Here is a 24,807-nt window from a genome sequence, read left to right on the forward strand (position 1 = left end):
TTGACATACTCAATAAGTTGAATATACACTAGGCAACATATTCAATTTAATGAATAGTCGTAATATTGAATATGTAACTTCCAGGTAGCAAGATTGTCAAGGAGTCTGAAAATGGCAAATGCAAACAGATATTCCATATACGGGATCGATTTGCCCGATCGCCCGGAGGCAGTGGTGTTTGTCAACGGCTTTGTGGCACGCGATCGCGCGGGTTTTTTCTGGATGTGGAAAAATCTGTTGTCGATCGGCACTTCGACTCGTAAAGCTGAAGGCTGCGTGCAAGTTAAAGCAGGAATTTGCGGGCCAAAGGAAGTGATTATGGTAAGTTACTGGCATTCAGAAGCCGATCTGAAACAGTTTTTCCGAGGTGAAGCCCACCGGCGGATGATGCAGTTTGTGGTGAAAAATCCTGATAGTCTCTGTTTGTATAACGAGACATACAAACCTTCGCAAAGTGGGAAATACAGCCACGAACCGCAAGGGATGGCAATGCTTTATCCTGGTTTTGCAAAATGAGCAATAACGTCCCAAGTAGCTCGATATTCGGGAAGCATCCCAATTTGGTAAAAAGCATTTTTTCTTTCAGTGCGAGCGTCTCGCTCGCGTGCTTTATCTCGCGTGCTTTATAAAGCACGCGAGCGGGGATGCTCGCACTGCTTTAATCCAAATATATTATGATGCAACCGTCCGCGATCTGAAAACAAAATCGTTCGTAGTGCGGACTTCAGTCCGCAGCATATTGCGGACTGAAGTCCGCACTACGAACAGTTGTTTGTTATAGTAATCTAGCGGACATGATATAAAATCAATTAACTCGATCTGCTTTTACTCTTGTATTCTCATCTTTACCCAAAAAAAGTAAATCTAAAATCTACAATCTACGATCGACTGAAGGGCGCACCATTCGATCGAGCAAATGTTCGATCGCACTTGGGAGATTTTCGCAAAAACCAGTGTGTACCCGTGATGTCTGAACGATCGTACTGCGGGGCGCTACCAGCCAGTGAAACCGCTCTCTGTGGGGAAGTTGACCGATCGCACCAGACTCCTTAGCGCCCGCACAAATGACAGGAATCACGGCTAGGTGGTGGCGAATCAGTTCCAGATCCAAGGTTGAGTCGATCGCCCTCAAGCGACTTTCATCAATTTCGATGCGGGCTTCGAGGAATTTTTTGGCACCGCAGGAAACAATAACACCGACGTTAACAAACTCTTCGCGCTCGACTTTCGGAACCACGCGGATAATCGCATAATCATACAGACATCGATCGGGCACTAATCGCTTCCTCCAAAAAAATGTGCGGTGATTCTAGTCGGTTTAGCAAATACTCAATATAAGCATCCCGATGTTGGTTGCTATCGCTAAAAGGGGAATTTTCAACCAGCCAAGTATCAGGAATTAATTCAACGATGCTGCGAATAATTTCTGGCGTTAGGATCTGAGTCATTTTTAAATCTGCCACTTCCAACTTGCTCGCAAAGCGCAGCAAAACGTGGTCTTTGATGGCCGGAAAACGATCGCGACTGCGGGAGAGATAATCTTTCCAAGTATGTTGGAAGTAGAGGGCTGCCCCGTGATCGATCAGCCAAAGCTGGCGGTGCCAGATCAGCATATTTGCATTGCGCGGCGTGCGATCGATATTGGTGACAAAAGCATCGAACCAGACGATTTCCGAGGCGAGATCCGCATTAGATTTGTCCGCTATCGGGTCAAAAGTGATGGAACCAGGGAGATAGTCGAGGGCGAGGTTGAGGCCTGCACTGGCGCGAATTAAATCTTGAATTTCGGGATCTGGTTCCGTGCGTGCGAGTTCGCGATCGAGTTCCACAAACACGACTTCGGGGATTGGTAGCCCGCAAACGCGAGCAATTTCCCCCGCCACGAGCTCTGCAATTAAAGATTTTACTCCCTGGCCCGCACCGCGAAATTTGAGCACGTACATACCATCATCGTCTGCTTCGACGATCGCCGGTAGCGAGCCACCCTCGCGCAAGGGAGTGACATATCTGGTAGCAGTGACTGTTCGCAAGCTGAGACTCATGCTATTTTGGATTTGGGATTTTGGATTCTGGATTTTGGATTGAATAATTCGCCACGATTGATTCTAACGCAACGCCGGTTTTTTTGAGGAATAGCGGTAATCGCGATCGCAAGTGCGATCGACTCATCATTAGTCTGAGCCATCGGAGCGGCATCTCCTGAATTAACAATTTATTGATGTACGAGGTTTATCGATCGCGTAAATTATCCGGTTCTCCTGAGATCGTGTCCGCTCGATTATCATAGTAAAAAAGGTTCGTAGTGAGGATTTTAGTCCGCATCATTTCTGCGGACTAAAGTCCTCACTACAAACGCGAATCTGGTATCTTGACGACTTGCACACGCGACTAAAGCAACCTGGTTTCTGACAAAAATATCGCGCCCAAACCTATTTGGAATGTACGAGGTTTATCGATCGCGTAAATTATACCAATTTTAAACGAAATAACAGTATTCTTGTCCCCCCCCTTAGCAAGGGGGGGGCTAGGGGGGGTCGAAGACTGTTGCACAATTTTAGATAATTGGTATTATGCGGTTTTCTTGAGATCGTGTCCGCTCGATTACCCTAGTAAAAAAGGTTCGTAGTGAGGACTTTAGTCCTTGACAGAAGAAGGACTAAAGTCCTCACTACAAACCCGATATTTATTTTTCATAAACCAAGTTCATCTAATGTTTGCTTAGCACTTTGAACTAACGCCGGAACAAAAATTGCCTTTAAATTGTCAAGATATGCAATCGAATTACTGACACTTTGCCGAGCCTCGTATTTTTGGGGATAAGTTGCAAAGCAAAAGTAAACGAAAACTAAGTCACTTATGATAGGTTGAGGTTAGAAAGAGCGATCGCTCTTTAATGGCACTACGAATTCAACCACAAGTCCTAAGTTCAAGTTGGAATAGTTGAAATTTAAGATATGACTAAACTGCCACAAAAGCGCAAGCGCCGAGGCGTGATTCTTTCAGATTGGGGTTTGCAGCGTCTACAGAATACCCAGGAACAATTAGCCATTGCTGAAAATGGCGGTTCTGCTTACACATTGGAGCGATTAAGCAATTTGACAGGGCTCAGTGCTCGATCGATCGGACGACTGCGAAGTGGCAAAGCAGCAGTCGATCGCCAAACCCTAGAAGAGCTATTTCGCGCCTTTAACCTGACTGTAACCGAGCAAGACTACATCCAGCCAGAACCCGAAGCCCCACAACGAGAACCCGTAAAGTCGATCGCCCAAAATTGGGGAGAAGCCATAGATGTTTCCCGCTTTTACGGGCGTACCGCAGAACTTACCACCCTCACCCAATGGATTCTACAAGATAATTGTCGGTTGGTGGGTATTTTTGGGATTGGTGGCATCGGCAAAACCGCTTTATCTGTCAAACTGGCCCAACAGCTACAAAACCAATTTACCTACGTCATTTGGCGAAGTCTCCGCAATGCCCCGCCGCCGGAAATGTTTTTAGCGGAATTAGTCTCATTCCTATCAGGACAACAGGATACAAAACCTGAAATTAGCAGCTTGATTGAGTGTCTGCGAAATAATCGCTGTCTGCTCGTTATAGATAATACCGAAAGCTTGTCACAACCTGGCGATCGCAGCGGACAATACCGTCACGGTTATGAAGCTTACGGAGAAATGCTGCGAGTGGTGGCCGAGACTCCCCATCAAAGCTGTTTGGTGTTAACCAGCCGGGAAAAATGCCCTCAATTCGCTCAATCGGAAGCCGGCGAATTGGCTGTACAAAGCTTGTCCTTGGGCGGTTCTCCCGAAGCCTCCGAAGCATTGATTGAGGTGACGGGATTAACTGGATCGGACAGTGAAAAACACCAGTTGTGCGATCGCTATCGATGCAATCCCTTGGCATTAAAAATCGTTGCCACCACCATTCGAGATTTGTTCAGCGGCAATATTGCTCTTTTTCTCGAACAAAACGTTACTGTATTTGGTGATGTTTCAGATTTGATTCAACAACAATGCAGTCGTCTTTCAATCTTAGAGAATCAAGTCATGTGCTGGTTGGCGATCGATCGCGAATGGGTTTCGTTTGCCCAACTTCGAGAAGATTTGAATGCCGGCGTATCCCAAATGCAGTTGATGGAAGCCCTGCAAACTTTGAAATGGCGATCGTTGATTGAAACTAACGCAGGTCAGTTTACATTACAACCTGTGGTGATGGAATATGTCACGCAGACGCTGATCGATCGAGTTTGTGAGGAGATTGCAGACAGCTTATCCCCTACTCCCTTGTCCCCAACTTCCCTGTTGCAAACCTATGCCCTGATGAAAGCACAGGACAAAGACTATATTCGAGACAGCCAAATTCGCATCATTGTAACGCCACTGATCGCCCGGTTGCTGAACCAGTTAGGCTCAAAAAAAGACGTTGTTTATCAATTGCATCAAATCTTATATCGCCTGCAAACCGAGTGTCCAAATCAAACTGGATATGCGGGCGGTAACATCATCAATCTGTTGCGACACCTGGAAGTTGACCTCAGCGACAGCGATTTTTCCTATCTCAGTATTTGGCAAGCAGATTTTCAAGATGCCAATCTCCATCGAGTTAATTTTGCCCATTCCGATTTGTCAAAAGCCAGGTTTACTCAGCCTTTAGGCGGTATTTTAAGAGTTGCTTTCAGCCCGGACAGTCAACTATTGGCGATCGGCGATAGCAACAATATAGTGTCAGTTTGGCAGGTTGCTGACGGACAATGCAGGGGGATATTGAGAGAGCATTTTGGTTGGATTTGGGGAATTACTTGGAGTCCAGACAGTCAAATGCTAGCCAGTGCAGGTGAAGATCGCAGCATCAGGCTTTGGGATATTGAATCTGGCAATTGTTTGGTAATTTTGGAAGGACATCAAGCCACCGTCAGAAGCTTAGCATGGCAGCCGAACGGACATCTCCTCGCTGCTGGGGACGATCGCGAAATTCGACTCTGGGATACTCGTACCCAAGAATGTATCAACATCTTCCAGGGACATAGCAATCGGATTTCGTCTGTTGCTTGGAGTCCCGACGGTAAAATCCTCGGCAATGCCTCCTTGGATCGAACCATTCGACTCTGGGATATCCACAGCGGTGAGTGCCTCAATATCTTATCCGGACATAACAGTGAAATTTGGTCTATGGCTTGGAGCCCCGATGGAGAAATACTCGCCACAGGTAGCGAAGATGGCAATGTGAAGATTTGGGATGCCGATCGCGGTCAATGTCTCAAAACCTTGCAAAGATATGATTCCGGTGTATTCTCAGTCGCTTGGAGTCCCGATAGCAAAATGCTCGCCGCTGCCAGTGGAGGCGATAACATCACAATCTGGGATACAGAAATCGGTCAATGCTTGCAAACCTTAGATGCACACACCAACTCGATTTGGGCTGTGACTGTGGCTTGGAGTGCCAACGGCAAAACCATCGCCAGCGGTTCCCACGACCAAACTGTGCGACTGTGGGAAGTATACGGCGAGCGATCGAGTGATTGCCGCAGTTTCAAAACCTTCCAGGGATACAGCAATTCCATGTTTGCCGCAGCCTGGAGTCCCGACGGGCGCAGCCTTGCCAGTAGCAGTGCCGACAGTCGGATTCGGTTGTGGGATGCCGACACAGGATTGTGTTTGAAAATGTTGCAGGGGCATCGCAATTGGATTTGGAGTTTAGCTTGGAGTCCCGATGGCAGCATCCTCACCAGTGGTTCCGATGACTGCGATATCAAGCTTTGGAATCCCAGCAGCGGCGAATGCTTGACAACTCTGCAAGGTCATGCGTCCTGGGTATGGACTGTCGCTTGGAGTCCTAACAGTCAAATTCTTGCGAGTGCAGCGGGCGACTTGAACATTCGCTTGTGGGATATTCACCAGGGGAAATCCATGCAAATCTTGCAGGGACACAGCAATTGGATTACCAGTGTAGCCTGGAGTCCCGATGGTAAAATCCTTGCTAGTGGTGGTCACGATCGAACTATTCGACTCTGGGATAGCAGCAGCGGCGAATGCTTAAATATCTTGCAAGGACATAACAACTGGGTGGAATCTGTAGCTTGGACTCCTGATGGCAAAATCCTTGCTAGCGGTTCGCAGAATGGAAGCATCCGACTCTGGGATAGCAACACTGGTAAGTGTTTGAAAGTTTTCCAGGGACATAACAATAGGATAAGGGCAGTGGTGTGGAGTCCCGACGGTGAAATGCTAGCTAGTTGTTCGCACGATCGCACAATTCGACTCTGGGATGCGGGTACGGGAGAATGCACGAAAATTCTAGAGGATCACACGAGTCAAGTTTGGTCTATTGCTTGGCGTCCCGTTGTCTCCAATGAGGCAAAAAATTGCGACTTTGTGCTGGCAAGCAGCAGTGCGGATGAGACGATTAAGCTGTGGGATGTCAATACAGGTGAATGCTTGAAAACTCTCAAAGCCGATCGCCCCTATGAAGGTATGAATATCACCGGAGTCACGGGCATTACACAAGCTCAGAAAGCCACTTTGGAAGTCTTGGGGGCGATCGTAAATTAGCCAGGATTATGCCAAATCCGGGTTTAATATCCTACAACTAGCAATCTTGTGGAATGAGCGATCTACTTGATGCGATCGGCGTGCAACGGGATGGTTCTACAGGGATACGACAATCCCAGAATTTGCCAGTCAATTTTATTCCACCAGCTATTCAGACATCTATTGCTCTGATTCGCAGAGCATCTGCACAGCCATTTGTCTGTATTCATCCAAACCCGACTTTAGTGCAAATTCCGCAACGTCTATAGCAGCAGTGGCGTTTAGTTCAATGACATGATCTGCCATCTTTGACCATGTGTGTCCACCTGCTTCTCCATATGCCGAGATCAGTTTATTGAGAGCATCTTGACCAAACGTGCGGTAATGAGCAACAAAATCTCTCGCTGGGTCAGTGACAGATGCCTCCGTCCAATCGATAAATCCGGTTACTTGCGTTTGTGCATCAATCAGAATGTGACCAGCGTGTAAATCACCATGAGTTAAAACCGTTTCTCGCATCCAAACTTCATCGTTATGAAGCCAGGACTGCCAGCGTTCCCATAACGTCCGATCGACACCAAATTCCTTTTTGACGGCATCCATTCTATGCTTCATCTCAACACGGACTTCTTCAGCAGTCTTAACAGGAAGCCCCACTGCTCGGGCTTGCTCAACGCCAACTTGATGTAACGAAACGATTCCCCTCGCCAACGATTCATGAAAGCGATCGGGTACGTTCGCTAGGTCAATCTCCCACACATAGGCTTTTGCTTCCGGATCGATCGTAGCTGCTGGCACACCGTTTAATGCCCGATAAGCAATCAGTTCATTAGTGCAAATCGTCCACCGCGGCACGTCTACGCTAAGAAGCGGAGCAATCAGTTCCAGCGTTCGTTTTTCCTTATCTACTGATGGCAGAACATCCTCCCGCCGAGGAAGACGTAAAATCCAGCGTGTTCCATCTACGTCCGTTGCTAACACTACTTGAAAATCCAGACCCGATTCATTGAAGTGAATGGAACTTTCCTCGATCGTCAAACCGTTATTATCAGACAACTCCAGCACTTCTTGTCGGGATTTTACATTTTTAATCATGTCACTTGCTACATAATAAAATGCTTGATTCTAGCTGTATAACGGCTCGCTGGTGGGGTGGCAGATAACTTTTGCCACCCCAGAAGCAGCTTTTGACCATCCGCTGCAACCGAATTGTTATGCATCCGGTTTATGCAGTGATTTTAGGTAAACGATCTTATCAACACCAGCAGCATAGAAATCTCTAATCCTCGCTTCCTCGGCGTAACCGCTCTTGCGGTAAAACGTCCGGACGTATTCAAAGTCTTCAGTATCGGAAGTTTCGACCAGCAGTACACGTTCGCCACGATTTGCCAGCATTTGCTCAACGTGTTCGAGTAATATTTTACCGCGTCCTTGGCGCTGGCGGTCAGGGTGGACAGCAATTAAATACAGATTCCAAGTCCCTTCAGTCATTCGTTCCGGTGCAACATATGCAACACCTACCGGACCGTTATCATCGTCAGTGATCCAGAAGTCACGACTATTACCATTGCCATCGAAATGCTGAGCAAGCATTTGCGAGAGTTCGTCTGTCTGGTTCGGCTCGAATAGCCCAGATGCCTCGGCTAGAGCGATCAGTGCAGAAGTATCATCGGATGTTGTAGGTCGAATCATAGCGAACTCCGTATACGTGTAAAACTGTTCAGCCGTTGGAGGGAAAATCACAACATCTGTGATGAATTTAAACAATATAACAACTGTTGTAATAAAGTGTCAATATGATTGTTTCATATTGCTGTAAACCGAGGAGAGTTATGAGTTTTAACGATCGCCGTATTGAAGTTGCTAAAGCAGCATGGCAGGTGATTGTCCGTGAAGGATTGGATCGCACCAGTATGCGGGCGATCGCTCAAGAGCTGGGATCTTCGACTGGGGTTGTCACCCACTACTTTCGAGACAAAGAAGCACTCATTTTGTTTGCTTTGGAACAAGTTTTTGAAAATATTGTAGAAGATATGAAAGCCTGTGCCGATCAATGGCAAGGAACTGAGAGACTAGAGAAAATGATTTTTTTGGCTCTCCCGATGGAGTCTATTGATAGAGATGATTGGAAGGTTTGGGTGGCATTTTTGGGTTATTCGATCGGGCGCGAACATTTAGTTCAGGAACACCGAAAACGCTATGACTCTTTACGTCAGGTTATTTGTCAAGAGTTAGCTGACTTACAAACAGCTAAGCTGATTCGAGGCGATCTTGATTTAACCCTTGAAGCCAATGCGCTCATCGCGCTAGTGGATGGCATTGGCACTGGAGTTGTCATCTGCCCTGAGCAGTTCTCAGCGGAGCAACAACAATACCTCGTGCGGCGACACATCAATTCCTTACAATCGTCATTTTGAACTGCAATGAGTACGTTTTCAATTGCTACCAACTCGACCAAACCAGGCTGCATAACTTATAATTATACCGCAGTTGCGGTCTAATACATTTTTGAAGTGCTATAGACCGAAACTATATTTTAAAACATCAAACCCGACTATTGATTGGTTCGCCGATCGCCCCTACGAAGGTATGAATATTACCGGAGTCACGGGCATTACACAAGCTCAGAAAGCCACTTTGGAAGTCTTGGGGGCGATCGTAAACAGTTGAGAGTTGTAGGGGCGGTGGATGGTGCGGGCCCGCCCTCTTTTAGTTGATAGTTGTAAGGGAGAAGCATTCAGACAATGATTTTTGAAATAAATTCAATTAGATTTGTATCCTAATGCTTTGCCCCGATTATTACGATGCAACCAATCCAACCGCACAAAGTGATTCTATCCAGTCAAGAGTACCGTGTGGTTATCAAAAATTAGAATCCTTGAACCGAGGTAATATTGCCTTGAAGCTGTGCCGAAGTTACACCATCAACAAAACCTAATATATTGCCGGAATTTTTAACTTTGATGAGAGTTCCTGTCGTTACAATAGGGCCAGGATTTAGTAAACTTGTCAGACCTTGGTTTTTTAAAACTTGTGGCCTATCAAATGCCAATACAATTGTCACATTTGTCAGGTTTTCCAAAACTACATCGCCAGCAGTCAAACCCCCTGCTAATCCAATTCGATCGAAACCAACTCTGAAAAGGCTAATCACATCCGCATTATTGACATCTGTAACTCCGGGTTCTGCTTGCAAAACATACAAGTTGCTGCCGGTTTTAGGCCCAGAAACATTGTCATCAAATCCCAATAAAATATCTCGTCCCAAACCCCCGATCAGAGTGTCAAACCCATTACCGCTAACTAAGAAATCATTGCCTCTACCGCCCAATAAAATATCGTTTCCCCCAAACCCATAAATCAAATCTGCATCTTGCCCTCCGCTGAGATAGTCATTTCCAGCCTCTCCACCTAGTAAGTCTTTCCCCCTGCCTCCAAATAAGGAATCGTTACCCGAGTTTCCCCTGAGAACGTCTTCTCCTTCATTGCCATACACCAAACTGTTAGCTGCTGAGCTGTTGATTGTATCGTCGCCTTCGAGCATCCAGACTCCCAAAGGAAAATTATTGGTATCTGCGATCGATAAAAAAACATTTTCGGATGTATTGTCACCAATTAACCGACGCGGTTCCGATGGATCCGTTTGTAAAGCCATGATGTCTTACCTGATAATAAGTTGTCATTGAAATAATGAAACTATAAGTGTTTGACAACAATTAAAAATTCAATGATTACATTTTTTGGGAGTCAAACAAATAGGTAAAGTCGAATGGAATTTGCCAACCGACTATTTGTAAGTCAATACTGTTTGTTTACTGAAGATGGTCATTGCGAGGAACGAAGCAATCTCCGTATCTATTTTTCATAGCAGTTTACCCCGAGGGCGGTCTTAAGTAAACGGTATTGATTTATAGGTCGCAGTGCCAATCAACAGACTCAAGTTTTTGATTGGAGTTCTGACAAATTTAAACATTGCTGCGACTTATCAGCACATCAAAAAAATAACTCAACTCCATGAATCATGTCCAGGACAGTTAGCCACTTAAGCTAGCCACTTAAGAAATGTTACGAAAAAAAAGATTTTTTAATTTTAAAAGCTTTGACTTACAAGGCTTTTAGACTTTTCACAAAAATATCGATCTAGTAATTCTGAAATTTATGCTGTAATCTAAAAACAAAAAAGAGTACCCATTAGAGACTCTATGAGTTGCAGCCGAAAAAAGAACTCTCAGTTCGTAAATAAACTTGATGCCGTTCGTGCAAACTCAAATAGTTTCGTATCCTACAACTAATTGCCGAACATTTTCTCGCAATGCGGGCACAAAATAACCTCCTTCTTGTACAAATAAGGTAGGTAGTTTTAACGAGCGAATCATTTTGCCGATCGCACAATAAGAACCAGACTCAAGTTCAAAACAACCCAGCGGATCGTCTTTAAACGTATCAAAGCCAGCAGCCACAATCAAGGCTTCTGCGTCAAACTCCAGTATTTTATTTCTAGCAGTATCGAGAGCTTCTAGGTAAGAAATCTCATTTGTACCAGCAGGTAATGGCAAGTTAAGATTATAGCCTTCACCCTGTTCGGAACCAGTTTCTTCTTCAAAACCCGTATAGAAAGGATAAAAATTACTCGGATCGCCGTGAATTGATACTGTTAAAACATCATCGCGACGATAAAAAATCTGTTGTGTGCCGTTACCGTGGTGCATATCAATATCAAGAATCGCGACTCGTCTAAACTGCGTGCGTAGAAATTGAGCTGCGATCGCCACATTATTAGACCTCTTGCAAAAAAAATCTATGTTACAATTAAAGGTTTTGGGTTTTAGACCTGAGAGCTAACTCATAATTGTAAAATGCCGATCTAACCTGCAATCTGCTCCACTTAAGCCAAACCCTCTATTATAGCATAAAATTATTTTGCAAGAGGTATATTCAAAAAGCACATTCCCATTGCCATATCTTGACAAGCGTGATGCCCGCTGGGCCTACACAAGGCATAGACAGACAACTCTCCACTTTTTAATCGAGATGCCGCTTCAATCACCGCCGACACACTCCCCAAAGCATTACGCCACGTATTTTCGCCAATTGGTGCAGCAGCATCACCGATATACCAGCCTGCTAAAGCCACAGGGTGTTCATTGAATCGAGCAATATGTCGGTTGGGGAAGATATTTGGCAGTATTTCAGCACTTGAATTCTGTATTTTAGACCAATTTTCCCAAGCGCTTTGGAGATAGTCAATATACTTAACATCATGGACAGACGAGATTGACTTACGCAAATTTGATTCACCAATTTCTGGCATTGAGACAAACTCAATAGCACATTCCGCATCGATCAAACCCAAATAGATTTCTTGACCTCTGCATTCAACATCGTAATGCTTTACAAATTGACCTCTATAGAGCATTTGTAACGGGCCTTGAGCTTTAAAGTATGGGCTAATAATGGCTCTCATAATTATAAATTGCTTGATTTTTTTTATCAAGTCATGCGCTGAAAATCCAAGTTATAATTCAATACGGTTTACTTAAAATGGTCATTGCGAGGAACGAAGCAATCTCCATATCTATTTTTCATAGCGGTTTACCCCCCAGGACGCTCCGAACTAAACGGTATTGAATTATAATTATACCGCAATACGGTTTACGGATGTTAATTTTTCATTTTTCGGCACACAAATAATCAGAAACCGGGTTTTTCACCAAAATCATTGGTTGAAGTCCATAGATTAGGTGAAAAACCCGGTTTCTTTTAGCTAATGCGTCCAGGAATTTCCTAACAAGGGCTAGGAGTCCTAAGGAACGAAAACGATATCCGAACTGGGACGGAATCCACCCGGCACTTTGGCAAATTGTTGGTTTTTAAACGACAAGGCGCCAGTGCTGTTGTTGTATTGGAAATCATTGATTGAAGACACTCCCATCCCGCTGATGGAGACTTCTACTTTATCACCTTCCCAGTAATGAAAGTCTTGGATCAAATCAATGCCTTCATAGGCGGGGGTGGAGTTGAAAATAAACCTATCTGCCCCTCCACCTCCATACAGCGTATCGTTCCCAGGTTCGCCATAAAGATTGTCGTTTCCATAGTCACCGTCGAGGTAGTCATTACCAAAGGAACCAAGCAAGAGGTCATTGTCATATCCACCGTAAAGGGTGTCGTTACCAGTCCAACCATCTAAGGTGTCGTTGCCGACTTGTCCGTAAAGTCGATCGGCAGAATCGGTAAGATTGAATAAACCATTGCTACCGTTGATATAATCATTGCCTGCACCTCCCCAGACGGTATCCGCGCCTTGTTCGCCATAGAGGTAGTCATTATCCTCTTCACCGAAGATCAAGTCATTGCCCGAGTATCCCCACAAGGTATCATTGCCAGACCCTCCATACATCGTATCGTTGCCCGCCCCGCCAGATGAGGAGTCGTTACCAGCTAAGGCGTAGATTGTATCAGCCCCGCTAGTACCATCCAAATACGTATCGTTGAATGATGTACCGATAATTGGCTTTGCCATCGGAGTTTCTCCTGAAATTTGTAGTTTGTTTGCTTGTTTTCTCTGGTTCTCAAAGTTCAGAACCAATCTGCAAATTGCGAATTAGATTCACAAGCGATCGATTTTGCGATCGAGCAGATACAAGCTGTCGCGATAGGTGAGCGTCGCACTAAACACATTGTTGTGAATCTGAGTTGAATGCGAATTAGAACAATCGGAAATCCCGGAATAATTAAACATCATCTAGTTAATTTCCTGATTTTTTGAAATCTAACGCTGCACGCTGATGTATCTACTTTGTCCTGAGTGACAGCCAATGTCCAGGACATTTAGACAGTTAAGCTAGCCACTTAAGCCGAAGTCCAAAAAACATCTAGGCATTAAGTTTGAAAGATAGATATTGCAAAGGATTTAGGTTTTTATGAGAGTGTCAGATTTAGCTATTCAGTCAGTTATGCTTTCATCTAAACAAACAAAAGAGTACCCATTGGGTACTCTTTTGTTTGCATCCGGTATTGTAACTAGCACGCTACTATAGACTTTTATGGTGCGTCAGATTTTGATGTTTTCCAAAAGGTACGTTGTTGCGCTTCAGCGCTCTTTCTAAATATAATACTGCGAGCGAAAGATTGGCGGATGCTGTTGGGATGAACTCACTCGTTAGAGTTATTATGTACTAAGGTATGCGCCTAAAAACTCGATTTACAGTCATACTTCATCTATGGAAAGGCTACATACCAAAGAGCGCTGAAGCGCAACTACATACCAAAGAGCGCTGAAGCGCAACTACATACCGAAGAGCGCTGAAGCGCAACTACATACCGAAGAGCGCTGAAGCGCAACTACATACCAAAGAGCGCTGAAGCGCAACTACATACCGAAGAGCGCTGAAGCACAACTACATACCGAAGAGCGCTGAAGCGCAACTACATACCAAAGAGCGCTGAAGCGCAACTACATACCAAAGAGCGCTGAAGCGCAACAACATACCGAAGAGCGCTGAAGCGCAACTACATACCTTAGATAATGATGATGTAATATCTGAGTTAAACAGACTTGACATTAAGTCTGTTTAACTCAGATACAATTCAATTCCTCCTCATGGTAATAGCACAATATCTCGCGATACTAAGAAGTCTGCTGGCTTATTCTCAAGAGTGGCAAACTTAACTTGACCGAAGAATAAATCACCAGTAGTCTTGCTATAGCTGAATTGGTCGAGGGAGGTAGCACCAAAACTGCGGTGAATTTCAATTTTGTCAACTTCACTCACCTGGAAGTCTTTGATGGTGTCAATCCCTGTGGGAGCAAAATAGAATCTGAATCCATCGGCACCTGCACCACCCCAGAGAATGTTGTTGCCGGCAGGATCTATATCCCCACCTCCAGTTAAGATATCGTTACCATTACCGCCATTGAGGGTATCGTTGCCACCGCCACCTAAAAGTTGGTCATTACCATCGTTGCCGTACAGGATATCGTTACCCTTGTCGCCAAACACAAAGTCATTGCCGGTATCACCTGTAAGCGTGTCATTCCCATTATCGCCACGAATGATATCATTGCCACCTCTACCATTAATTTGATCGTCTCCACCCTCACCTTTGATGAAGTTCTTGCCGGCGTTACCCAGCATATAATTATTCAATTCGTTACCAGTGCCATCGATATCAGCAGCATCACTCAAGGTGAGGTTTTCGACGTTTGCACCCAAAGTATAGCTGATAGTGGAAGTGACTACGGTATCAGTACCTTCGGCAGCTTTCTCGGTAACTAAATCAGCAACATTATCAACCAAATAAAGGTCATTACCGCTACCACCATTCATGTCGTCGGCACCAGCACGACCATATATGATGTCGTCCCCCGTACCACCATAGATTTGGTCATCGCCATCACCACCATCTAGGAAGTCGTTACCGCCTGCGCCAAATAAGTAATCGCGATCGCCCAAACCATACATCGAGTTGTTGGCATCGTTGCCTACCATAGCATTGTGGGTGTTGTTTCCGGTCGCATCAATAGCAGCAGTTCCCTTCAAATGCAAGTCTTCGACGTTTGCTCCTAAAGTGTAGCTGACGGTGGATTCTACCAGATCGATACCTTCGGCAGTATTCTCGACAACTATGTCAGCAATATTATCGACAATGTACTTGTCATTACCGCTACCACCATACATTTTGTCTGCACCAGAACCACCATCAAGCTCATCGTCTCCGGCTCTACCGTAGAGTGTGTCGTTCCCTGCCAACCCTGACAGGGTATCGTTGTCAGGAGTGCCTTCTAGCAAATCGTCATTAAAAGTACCTCGAATCCTAGCCATGTTAAATTTCTCCAAGAATAACGATCTATTTGTCTGAACTGTATCGGGCGATAGAAAGTATCGCGATACGTTAAGAGCTTATCTACAAATTGCAAATCTAATTGGCTATTTGCAGATGCCAGATGCGGCGATAGGTGAGCATTGCACTCAAGACTTTGCTGTGAATTTGAGTGCAATGTGAATTGGAATAATAGGACTTATCGCCATACTTAAATAGCATGGTTGATTGCCTGATTTATTGAAATCTAACGCTGCACGCTGATATATCAACTTTGTCCTGATTTATGGTGAACGTCCAGGACAGTTAGACAGTTAAGCTAGCCACTTAAGAAGTAAAGTAAGAATATCTAAAAAGCTCTAAGTTATTTTAGGATTTAAATTGAGGCCTGATGTACAAGTTTGCGGCGGCTGCGGAGGATGAATTAGTTGTGTTTGGTGCGGCAAAACCGGGATACCGCGATGAGGAAGTTGCTGGCTGGATTGATTTTATGCGGCGACAGAAGATCGATCGAGTTTGCTGCTTGCTTCCTGAGACACAACTCACGGGCTATTCTGACTTGTTGGGAACCTATCGAAATGTTTTTGGGTGCGATCGCGTTTGCTGGGCTCCGATCGCAGATTTTGAATTGGTCGATCGCTCGATTTTAGTCGATCGCATTTTACCGTTTTTAGCATCTGCAAGTCGATCGGGCGATCGGGTGGTAGTTCACTGCGGTGGCGGGATTGGGCGCACAGGACAGGTTTTGGCTGCTTGGTTGGTTAGCGGGCGGGGATTTTCTAACCCAGAGGCGATCGCGGCTGTCAAAAAAACTGGTAGAAATCCCTATGAAGCTGCGATCGCTGCTGTTTTCAAAGGTCGAAATCCGTGGAAAGTCGCTGCTGAACTTGATGCTTTGTTGGATGATTGTCGTTGACAGGTTGACAGTTGACAGTTGACCGCTTGAGTGCACTTGATAAAGGAAGGAAGAGGATTGGAGTAATGATATCGTTTCCGGTTACATCGATATTGTTTAAACAGTCACCGGAAAAGGGTTCCGGCTTTCAACCAATTCTTGGTGGTTAAAAAGTCGGTTTCGGATTTCGCAAATGCCTAAATAGTTTTCAACATAGGAGATCGATCGCCTTCAATGACTCATATCATATCCGGTAGATTACCATCACAAAAACGGTTGGTAGTGCGGACTTCAGTCCGCAGCATTATGCGGACTGAAGTCCGCACTACGAACCAATCTGATTGTGGTCAATCCACCGAAGATGACTAATGACTACTGTCAACTGTCAACTGTCAACTGTCAACTGATTTGTCACTGCTTCGGCAAAGGGAACCGGCGCATCAAGCTGCAACCAGTGGCTGGTTTCTGGTATGACGGTGGTGGCAATTTGGGGGCGGAGTATGTGGAGGCTGAAGGGCCAGGAGTTGGCGGGCGCGAGGACTGCTGAGATTTGCGTGCCCCCAGTTGCCAGGATGCGATCGATCGCACCAACTGCATCGTAAGCAAACATACCTTTGTACATACCGATGAGGCGATCGCGCGGCGTGGCCCGGAGGTTTGCGATCGTGGTTTCCCGCGTCGCAGCAGTACCGCCTTCGAGGGCTTGGGAGAACTTTTCCTCTGCCGCAGCGCGGTAGTCATCGCCCGCTAGCGCTGCGAGGAAGGGAACCATCTGTTCTTCGTATACGGAGGGCGGCAGGTAGTTAAAGTCACCGGGAGGATCGGCTAGGATGACGCGGGTGATGCGGGTTGGGGCTGCGTCGGCGGTGGCGAGGACGACGAGGGAACCGAAGCTGTGCCCGACGAGGGCTACTTGGGGGATATTCAGGGCGTCGAGGATGGCGATGATGTCGGTGGCGCAGCTATCGGGGGTGTAATCGCCATCTGCGGGCGGATCGGATGCGCCGTGGCCCCGGAGGTCGATCGCCAAAATGCGCTGGTTTTGGCCGAGATTGGCGCCCAAAAGTGCGATCGTCTCGTCCCAGACTCCGAGGTGGTATGCCATACCGTGTACTAACAGGAGGGGGATGGGTTGTGCTTCTGCGCTGCTGGCTGCGCCCGTGTCGGTGAGATTGAGTCGCCCCGCAGGGCCGACGACAGTCGTAATTTGCATAAAATACCTGGACTTTAACGTTGTTTGGATTGGTTCGTAGTGCGTCCTGGTGTCCGCATAATGCTACGGACTGAAGTCCGTACTACGAACGGTGTTTGATTTTGGCGACTTAGTGGCGCGATCGGCGGTTTGTAGTGCGTCCTGGTGTCCGCTATCAAGCTGCGGACACCAGGACGCACTACGAACTTCATCACTACGAACTGTCGGGCAGCGACTTATTTTACTCAAAGATAGCCCCATCTAAGCAAGCTTTTTTCAAGTCTACTTTACCTAGAGTTGCACCTCTTAAATCAGCATTTGTTAAGTCAGCATTACTTAAATCTACATTAGTCAAATTTGCACCTCTGAGATTAGCATTGCTTAAATTTGCCCCAGCTAAATTTGCCCTCACAATTTGTGACTTATGCAAGTTGCAGCCACTCAAATTAGCCGATTGCATCTGTGCTTCTGCTAAATTTGCTTTATTTAAATTAGTGCCGCCCAGGTCAGCCAAATTCAATTTGGCATAACTCAGATCGATGTTTTCCAAACAAAGTTGGCTCAATTGAGCGCATCTCAAGTTAGCATTCACAAAATATCTGTCTCCCGCCGCATAACGGCGCAGCAATTCGTCAACTCCCAGCCGAATTAAAACCGGTTCGGCAGCCTTTTGATAGCACCACGATGTCTCGAGCAAACTCGCGGCTATTTCAATTGCTACCTTATCGGATTTAGGCAGGACAAAACTATTGCAGCCATCCCACTCGCCGCCTAGCATAAATGCCATTTCAGAAGCTGCTGCAATTGAGTCGCAAAGCAAAACGGTTTCTGGTTTGGGTGGCAGCCAGTTCATTAAAGCGATCGAACTCTTGTTTTTCACTGTTTATTCAGGATTTGTTCGCGTTTCTTAAATTATAAGTTAAATTATTTTTCCTCTCTGGAAACAGGTAAGGTGCGCTGCGCGCACCTACCGTTTGAGTTCTTGCAATTAGTCCTAGATATTGCAGCAGCCAGAAGGCATTTGTCACAATCTGACTGAGGACTTATGACTGATGATTAATCAGTCGTACTAACGTGGTCGATGCGCTCTAATTGCCAGAGAATTTGGTTGCCCTCGCGGCGCACGCGAGAAACTACCCAGTTGCGCCAAACCCAGTTGTCTCCACGGCTGGTGACAGCGCTGGCATTTACATCCATCAAATCAGCCAGTTCAGAACTGGTAATCAAGTAGCCTTTGGTGGCAACTTCGTCAGCTATGTGCAACGTCTCGATCAGGTTGCGGAGTTCCTGAACCCTCACCTCGCGGGGTAAGTTCTCCAGGGTATCGGCAGTTGAATCCATCATGTTAGAGTTGGAGATCTCAAGGTCAGAAGTTATGACATAGGATTCTATCGTTTTGTTACCAGTTGTGTCCGTTTCTTCCAAAACAATTGGGTTTTCAATGTCTAGCGGCGATGACCCAGACTCATCTGTTGTTGGTCGATGCTGTTGCAGGGCGGGAGTGCGATTGTGAGAGAAGCTGCGGGCGATTTCATCGCACCTGTCGTTGTAGAAGTCGCCGGAGTGGCCGCGGACGTGTTCCCACTTGATTTGTCGGGAATTCAGCTTGTCTAGCAGGTGCCAAAGGTCTTGGTTGACGACATCTTTGCCTGTTGAGGTTTTCCAGCCTTTGTTTTTCCAGCCTTGAATCCATTTGGTGATGCCGTTTTTAACGTATTCGCTGTCGGTGTAAACGGTGACTGGTTCGGTTTGACCGGAATTGGCAAAAAATTCGAGTGCAGCGACGGCTGCCTGCATTTCCATGCGGTTGTTGGTAGTTTGGGGGTCTCGCCCGCCTAGTTCGTGACATTTGCCGTCGGCGAAGCAGATGACTGCACCCCAACCGCCGGGGCCTGGATTGCCGGAACAAGCGCCGTCTGTGTACAAGCTTTTGATTGTGGGAGTTGTCATGGGTTAATTAATTTGTTATTTACGATTATTTTGTTGGCGGGTGCGATAATTGAGGGAAATTGCGATCGACTGTAGCTGCCCATGAAAAATGTCAACTTAAAGATTAAAAAGGTCGGGCTATTTATTTGTCCGTTTTCTTTGTTAATTTTTAATACTTTCGCGCAGGCGCAAACAGTTGTGCCTGCTGCTGACGGTACTGGCACTGCTGTCATCCGCAATGGCAACCGCTACGATATTAACGGTGGCAGTTTGTCGGGAGACGGGGCGAATCTTTTTCACAGTTTTGGGCAGTTCGGCTTGAATGAAGGTCAAGTTGCTAATTTTCTGACTAATTCGGCTATTCAAAATATATTAGCTCGCATTGCTGGTGGGAACCCTTCGCTAATTAATGGTTTAATTACGGTCACGGGTGGCAATTCTAATCTGTTTTTAATTAATCCTGCGGGGATTGTGTTTGGCCCGAACGCGAGTTTGAATGTGCCTGGTGCTTTTACTGCGACTACTGCTAATAATGTGGGTTTTGGTTCTAATTGGTTTAATGCGGCAGGTACAAATAATTTTAGTGCCTTAGTTGGTGCGCCAAATGCTTTTTATTTTGGGGCGAATCAACCAGGAAGTATTGTTAATGCTGGCAATTTGGCTGTGACTCCGGGCCAAAGTTTGGCTTTGCTGGGCGGTACGGTTGTGAGTACGGGGCAGTTGTCGGCACCGGGCGGACAAATTACTGTTGTTGCTGTTCCGGGCGAGAATGTTTTGCGGATCGGTCAACGGGGGCTTTTGTTGAATTTGGAAATACCAACGGGTGCTAATTTTCAGAATTCTCAACAAAGTTTGAATCCTGTTTCTTTGCCGCAGTTGCTGACAGGTTCTGGCCAAAATCAGGCGACAGGTGTTGCTGTTGCTGCTGATGGTAGCGTGCAGCTTGTGGACTCTGGTTTGCAGGTGAATTCTGGGGATGTGGCAATTGCTGCTGGGACTACAGCAGATTTCAGCGTGGAGGGCGGGCACGGGGGCACCGCCCCTACGGAAACCGGCTTGTCTGTGCTTCCGCAGGTGAATGCCGGAAGTGCGACTGTTTCGGCTGCGGGAAATCTGACGTTAGCGGGGGCTAGGCTGCAAACTGCGGGGGATTTGAACTTGCTGGCACGGGATGCGGTGCGAGTTCGCGATCGCGCGCAGAATCCTTTTTTGGCACGGGCTGGGGGGAATTTAGAGATTCGAGGCGATCGCGCGATCGACATTCTCACCTTAAACGCGACGGGCGGCTTGTCTCTTCCCCCGCAATTTCAAAGCGGTGGCAATTTGAGTTTAGTCAGCAACGGTGTCATTTCTGGGGATGCTCACTTTGCTTCGAGGGGCAATTTTTCGGTGCGGAATCTGTCGGGAAGGCCGGGAAATTTTGTCAGTTTATTTGACCCGATTATTAGTTCCGAAGGTGATGTTTTCTTGGGAGATTATACTGGGGTTTCGCTGAAAGTCGAGGCTAGGGGCAGCATTGTGGCCGAGGATATTACAATTACCGGCCCGGATGTTGCATTGCGGACTGAAAATGCGACTTCAGATCCAGATATTGCTATTTTAACTAGCAGTCCAGCCTTAATTCTCCGGGCGGGAGTAGCAAGTTTGGCAAATCCGGTAAATATTTCTCCTGACAGTTTACCTGATGATGATAGTGATACCACCTCGACGCCAATTTTGAGCGGCAGAAGTTTGATTGCTGTGGAAAACATTTCTGCGGGCGGGCCTGTGATTTTGTCAGCGGCGCAAGAGGTGGTAACTAGAGATATTAATGCTGGATCGATTCGCCTCGAAAGCAGGGAAGGATCTGCGATCGTTGGAGGTAGATTAACATCTGGTTCGACGATCAATATTCAGGCTGCTAACAATATTAATTTGACAAATGACATCGTTCCGGCTGATATCAAGGGCAATATTAATCTGAATTCGACTGCGGGTAATATAGTAACGCGCGCGATCGACACTGGGAATTCTGGGGCGATCGCACTTACAGCATTCGGCAATGTCAATTTTGGGAATTTGCGGGGTTCTCAAGTTAATGTTACCAGCAACTCCGGCGCTCTGGGAGTGTTGAACGCTCCCGATACAATCGTCCCGAATACAACACCTGCAAGCGTTACAGCCACCGAGAATGTCACTTTGGCAGCTCCTGGAGACTTAAACGTGGGGAACCTCACGGGTACGACTGTTGGAGCCACCAGCCGCACCGGAAGTGTCGCTACAGGTGCGATCGACTCTACGGGAGATGTCAGAGTTGTAGCGGGACAACAAATCAGTACAGCGCCAATCACTGTTAATGCGATCGCAGCAAATCCAGTTAATCCAGTTAATCCTACTAATCCCACAGTCAATCTAGATGCGAACACTAATATTAATGTTGCATCTGTTAATGCTCCCACTGCCACCGTTGCTTTGAGAGCAACTAACAACTTAACTGCCGGAGATTTGCAGGGCGGAGTCGTGGATGTTTCCAGCACCACGGGGAATATTACAACTGCGAATACTGCGTCAACAGGAAATATCAATATCAGAACTCCTGGCAATGTAAGTTCAGGAAATTTGCAAGGTGTCGGAGTTAATATTGCCAGCAATTCGGGAACTGTTGCCACTGGTAATACCAACGCTACAGGTAATGTAGAGTTGACAGCTTCTGGCAATTTAACTGCCCAAAATTTGCAGGGAGTTGGGATTAATCTTAACAGCACCACCGGAAATGTCACCGCTGGCAATCTCACCGCTGCCGAACAAGTTACGATTTCGGCGGGGCAGCAAATTCAAACCGAGACAGTTAATATTACTCGCCCTACTACACAGCCAGTTAATCCCCTGTCGGCGGTAACTCTCAATGCTGGAAATAATATTAGCGCGATCGGGATAAATGCTCCTGCTGCCAGGATTGTTTCGAGAACACCGACTAATTTTACTGCGGGAAATGTGCAAGGAAGTGCTGTTGATGTTAATAGCGGTGGCAATATTGCGATCGGCAATACTTTGTCAACTGGTAATATCAATTTAGAAGCTGCACAAAACGTGACTGCGGGTAATTTGCAGGGAGTAGGAATTGATTTAACCAGCCGCAGGGGAAATGTCACTACTGGTAATATCAATGCTGCGGAAGTTGTGGATATTTTAGCGGGAGGGCAAATCAGAACCGGGGCAATAAATGTTAATCCTGCGGTTGTCGATCGCACTTCTGGAGTAAATCTTAACGCTCAAAATGATATTAGCATTACATCAATCAATGCTCCCGGCGGTACGGTGAATATCCAGACTCCGGGTTTGGTGCGAGTCACGGGTACTTTTGACCAAAACGGTACTCCTGTGAGTATCTCGACTATTGGTGGCACTCAACCGGGTACGGTGAGGATTGCCCACGGTGGCGGTGATGTCAATCCGCCGACGCCTTTTGCGGTGGGAAATGCGACGACTAACGGGACTGCTGGGGCGATCGCGAGCAATGCTTCTGGTACGATTACTCAAGGGCAATCTTTCATAAATTCTTACACTCAGGGCAATAGTGCGATCGTCACTACCAACCAACCAATTAATCCCGACAATCCCGACAATCCGAATAATCCGAATAATCCGAATAATCCCAACAATCCTAACAATCCCAACAATCCTAACAATCCCAGTAATCCACTCAATCCGAATAATCCAATAAATCCGAATAATCCACTAAATCCAAATAATCCACTGAATCCCAGTAATCCACTCAATCCGAATAATCCGAATAATCCGAATAATCCACTCAATCCAATCGATCGCAATAACCCAAATTCCTTACCACCATCGCTAATCGATAGATTTCCATTAGATAAATCGCGATCGATTTTTCCCGAGCCCAACCAACCCTTAAATCCCGAACAGCTACGGAACCAAAACAGAATATCGCGATATTTAGGAAAACCAGGAGAAAGGATGCTACCGGAAAGAATGCAATCTCCCAGAGGACTCAGAAATTTCATCGGTGGAAATCCCAGAGAACCAATTTTTGGGGCAGCATTTCGCAGTGACATCGGCAGGAACTTTGATGCAGGGAAACTATCAGCAGCTTTACCTCTTCTGGAGAAATCTTTTGGTCAAGAATTCGAGGAATATTTCGGTCTTAACATCAGCAAGGATTTACTATCGGTAGACGACATCAAGAAAAAATTAGTATCGGTGGGCGCCGAAACGAAAACGAAACCCAGCTTAATTTATCTGTTTTCGCGATCGGAAAAATTAGATTTAATGTTAGTAGATTCTTGCGGTGCAGTGGTTCACAAAACTGTGCCGGAAGCGCACCGCGAAGAATTGCTGAAAGTTGTAACTGTGTTTAGAAATGAGATTACTAATCCAACCAAGCGTAATACTACGAGTTATCTACCATCTGCCCAACAGCTTTATAAGTGGATGGTGGAGCCTTTGGAGGAGCATTTGAAGAAGTGCGAAACTGATACTATTTCTTTTGTAGTCGATCGCGGTTTGAGAGGTATGCCCTTTGCTGCTTTGCACGACGGAAAGCAATTTTTGATCGAAAAGTACAATCTCAGCCTGATGCCCAGCATTAATTTAACAGATACTCGCTACGTGGATATCAGGAAATCTGAAGTTTTAGCAATGGGTGCATCGGAATTTTCGGAGTTGAATCCGTTGCCAGCGGTTCCTGCCGAAATAGCCGCTATTTCGCGATTGTGGCCGGGAATTAGTTTTCTGAATGAGGGTTTCACTTACAATAATTTGAAGCAACAGCATGAAAGCCGACCTTTTGGGATTATTCACTTAGCAACTCACGGCGAATTTCGTCCGGGACTGCCGAATAATTCTTTTATTCAGTTGTGGGATAGTCGCTTAAGACTGAATCAATTGCGTGATTTGAGATTGAATAATCCGCAGGTAAATCTATTAGTTTTAAGTGCTTGTCGGACTGCCGTGGGTGATGACAGTGCGGAGTTAGGTTTTGGAGGTTTGGCGCTGCAAGCGGGGGTAAAAACGGCTTTGGGGAGTTTGTGGTATGTTTCCGATGAGGGTACTTTGGGATTGATGGCTGAGTTTTATCAGCAGTTAAAGATTGCCCCAATTAAGGCGGCGGCGCTGCGAGAAGCGCAAATTGCGATGTTGCGGGGAGATGTGCGTTTGGAGGGCGGCAAGTTGCGGGGTTCGAGTCGGGGTGAGGGAGTGGAGTTGCCGCAATCCTTGCAAGGGTTTGCAGATTTGAAGTTGTCGCATCCTTATTATTGGTCGGCTTTTGTAATGATTGGGAGTCCGTGGTAAAGCCGGATTAAAAATTAATGAAATGTATAAATTTGCACCTGACAATCATAATTAATTAATTGACAATATGTGAGAACCAGAGTAAGATCGAAAACTAGATAGTTAATTCTAAGAGATTAGATACACAATGACAATCCCCAAAGTCATAA

At 46.1% G+C, this 24,807-nt stretch carries 21 protein-coding genes; 7 read left to right on the forward strand and 14 right to left on the reverse strand.

Going from position 1 to position 24,807, the window contains the following annotated elements:
* The first annotated feature begins 111 nt into the window (after positions 1-111).
* Entirely contained in the window at positions 112-516 is a 405-nt protein-coding gene (locus QZ918_RS18820; RefSeq protein WP_293337567.1) for a monooxygenase family protein, read from the forward strand.
* Between the two features lie 355 nt (positions 517-871).
* On the opposite strand, the gene QZ918_RS18825 is transcribed toward QZ918_RS18820, so the two are convergent.
* The 3 genes from QZ918_RS18825 to QZ918_RS18835 are packed head-to-tail and all read right to left on the reverse strand — an operon-like array spanning position 872 to position 2,185.
* A complete protein-coding gene (locus tag QZ918_RS18825) occupies positions 872-1,276 on the reverse strand; it encodes a DUF3037 domain-containing protein (protein WP_293337569.1) in 405 nt (134 codons plus the stop codon).
* Positions 1,254-2,042: a HipA family kinase gene (locus QZ918_RS18830; RefSeq protein ID WP_293337571.1), complete on the reverse strand. Its 789-nt coding sequence runs from the start codon at positions 2,040-2,042 to the stop codon at positions 1,254-1,256. The genes QZ918_RS18825 and QZ918_RS18830 overlap by 23 nt, the downstream gene beginning before the upstream one ends.
* On the reverse strand, positions 2,039-2,185 hold the full coding sequence (locus QZ918_RS18835) for a hypothetical protein (RefSeq protein WP_293337573.1): 147 nt from the start codon (positions 2,183-2,185) through the stop codon (positions 2,039-2,041). Before QZ918_RS18835 ends, QZ918_RS18830 begins: the two co-directional genes overlap by 4 nt.
* A 769-nt stretch (positions 2,186-2,954) precedes the next feature.
* Here QZ918_RS18835 and QZ918_RS18840 point away from each other — a divergent pair.
* Positions 2,955-6,545, forward strand: coding sequence for a WD40 domain-containing protein (locus QZ918_RS18840; protein WP_293337575.1), 3,591 nt, complete (start codon positions 2,955-2,957; stop codon positions 6,543-6,545).
* Positions 6,546-6,704: 159 nt separating this feature from the next.
* On the opposite strand, the gene QZ918_RS18845 is transcribed toward QZ918_RS18840, so the two are convergent.
* Positions 6,705-7,619, reverse strand: a complete 915-nt coding sequence (locus tag QZ918_RS18845; RefSeq protein WP_293337577.1) for a macrolide 2'-phosphotransferase — start codon at positions 7,617-7,619, stop codon at positions 6,705-6,707.
* Between the two features lie 117 nt (positions 7,620-7,736).
* Positions 7,737-8,216, reverse strand: a complete 480-nt coding sequence (locus QZ918_RS18850; protein ID WP_293337579.1) for a GNAT family N-acetyltransferase — start codon at positions 8,214-8,216, stop codon at positions 7,737-7,739.
* A gap of 140 nt (positions 8,217-8,356) precedes the next feature.
* Here QZ918_RS18850 and QZ918_RS18855 point away from each other — a divergent pair, with 140 nt between their 5' ends.
* Together QZ918_RS18855 and QZ918_RS18860 are read left to right on the forward strand one after the other, a co-directional pair.
* Positions 8,357-8,941 (forward strand): TetR/AcrR family transcriptional regulator, encoded by a 585-nt coding sequence (locus QZ918_RS18855; protein ID WP_293337581.1) that lies wholly within the window; start codon positions 8,357-8,359, stop codon positions 8,939-8,941.
* 91 nt (positions 8,942-9,032) lie between these two features.
* Positions 9,033-9,194, forward strand: coding sequence for a hypothetical protein (locus QZ918_RS18860; RefSeq protein WP_293337583.1), 162 nt, complete (start codon positions 9,033-9,035; stop codon positions 9,192-9,194).
* Between the two features lie 199 nt (positions 9,195-9,393).
* On the opposite strand, the gene QZ918_RS18865 is transcribed toward QZ918_RS18860, so the two are convergent.
* The 6 genes from QZ918_RS18865 to QZ918_RS18890 form a co-directional block, all read right to left on the reverse strand.
* The gene (locus tag QZ918_RS18865) at positions 9,394-10,179 is read right to left on the reverse strand and encodes a calcium-binding protein (protein ID WP_293337585.1); all 786 of its coding nucleotides are present in this window, start codon (positions 10,177-10,179) and stop codon (positions 9,394-9,396) included.
* Between the two features lie 610 nt (positions 10,180-10,789).
* Positions 10,790-11,296 carry an arginase family protein gene (locus tag QZ918_RS18870; protein ID WP_293337587.1) on the reverse strand — a complete coding sequence of 169 codons (507 nt, stop codon included), beginning with the start codon at positions 11,294-11,296 and terminating at the stop codon, positions 10,790-10,792.
* Between the two features lie 143 nt (positions 11,297-11,439).
* Positions 11,440-11,988, reverse strand: a complete 549-nt coding sequence (locus QZ918_RS18875) for an arginase family protein (RefSeq protein ID WP_293337589.1) — start codon at positions 11,986-11,988, stop codon at positions 11,440-11,442.
* A 339-nt stretch (positions 11,989-12,327) separates the two neighbouring features.
* Positions 12,328-13,047, reverse strand: coding sequence for a calcium-binding protein (locus QZ918_RS18880; protein ID WP_293337591.1), 720 nt, complete (start codon positions 13,045-13,047; stop codon positions 12,328-12,330).
* Between the two features lie 87 nt (positions 13,048-13,134).
* Positions 13,135-13,269: a hypothetical protein gene (locus tag QZ918_RS18885; RefSeq protein ID WP_293337593.1), complete on the reverse strand. Its 135-nt coding sequence runs from the start codon at positions 13,267-13,269 to the stop codon at positions 13,135-13,137.
* Positions 13,270-14,125: 856 nt separating this feature from the next.
* Entirely contained in the window at positions 14,126-15,349 is a 1,224-nt protein-coding gene (locus tag QZ918_RS18890) for a calcium-binding protein (RefSeq protein ID WP_293145578.1), read from the reverse strand.
* A gap of 389 nt (positions 15,350-15,738) precedes the next feature.
* Between QZ918_RS18890 and QZ918_RS18895 the strand changes: the two genes are divergently transcribed.
* Both QZ918_RS18895 and QZ918_RS18900 read left to right on the forward strand, forming a co-directional pair.
* On the forward strand, positions 15,739-16,263 hold the full coding sequence (locus tag QZ918_RS18895) for a protein-tyrosine phosphatase family protein (protein ID WP_293337595.1): 525 nt from the start codon (positions 15,739-15,741) through the stop codon (positions 16,261-16,263).
* A 213-nt stretch (positions 16,264-16,476) separates the two neighbouring features.
* A complete protein-coding gene (locus tag QZ918_RS18900) occupies positions 16,477-16,611 on the forward strand; it encodes a hypothetical protein (protein WP_293337597.1) in 135 nt (44 codons plus the stop codon).
* 16 nt (positions 16,612-16,627) lie between these two features.
* Here QZ918_RS18900 and QZ918_RS18905 read toward each other — a convergent pair whose 3' ends face one another.
* The 3 genes from QZ918_RS18905 to rnhA all read right to left on the reverse strand — a co-directional run bounded on the left by QZ918_RS18905 (position 16,628) and on the right by rnhA (position 19,384).
* Positions 16,628-17,455 (reverse strand): alpha/beta fold hydrolase, encoded by an 828-nt coding sequence (locus tag QZ918_RS18905; RefSeq protein WP_293337599.1) that lies wholly within the window; start codon positions 17,453-17,455, stop codon positions 16,628-16,630.
* A 220-nt stretch (positions 17,456-17,675) separates the two neighbouring features.
* Positions 17,676-18,314, reverse strand: a complete 639-nt coding sequence (locus QZ918_RS18910) for a pentapeptide repeat-containing protein (RefSeq protein ID WP_293337601.1) — start codon at positions 18,312-18,314, stop codon at positions 17,676-17,678.
* 176 nt (positions 18,315-18,490) lie between these two features.
* Positions 18,491-19,384: a ribonuclease HI gene (gene rnhA, locus QZ918_RS18915; protein WP_293337603.1), complete on the reverse strand. Its 894-nt coding sequence runs from the start codon at positions 19,382-19,384 to the stop codon at positions 18,491-18,493.
* Positions 19,385-19,465: 81 nt separating this feature from the next.
* On the opposite strand from rnhA, the gene QZ918_RS18920 reads away from it, so the two are divergent.
* Positions 19,466-24,658 carry a CHAT domain-containing protein gene (locus tag QZ918_RS18920; RefSeq protein ID WP_293337605.1) on the forward strand — a complete coding sequence of 1,731 codons (5,193 nt, stop codon included), beginning with the start codon at positions 19,466-19,468 and terminating at the stop codon, positions 24,656-24,658.
* The last annotated feature ends 149 nt before the right edge of the window (positions 24,659-24,807 follow it).

This window comes from Microcoleus sp. CAWBG58 (assembly GCF_020883045.1).
Taxonomy (GTDB): Bacteria; Cyanobacteriota; Cyanobacteriia; order Cyanobacteriales; family Microcoleaceae; genus Microcoleus.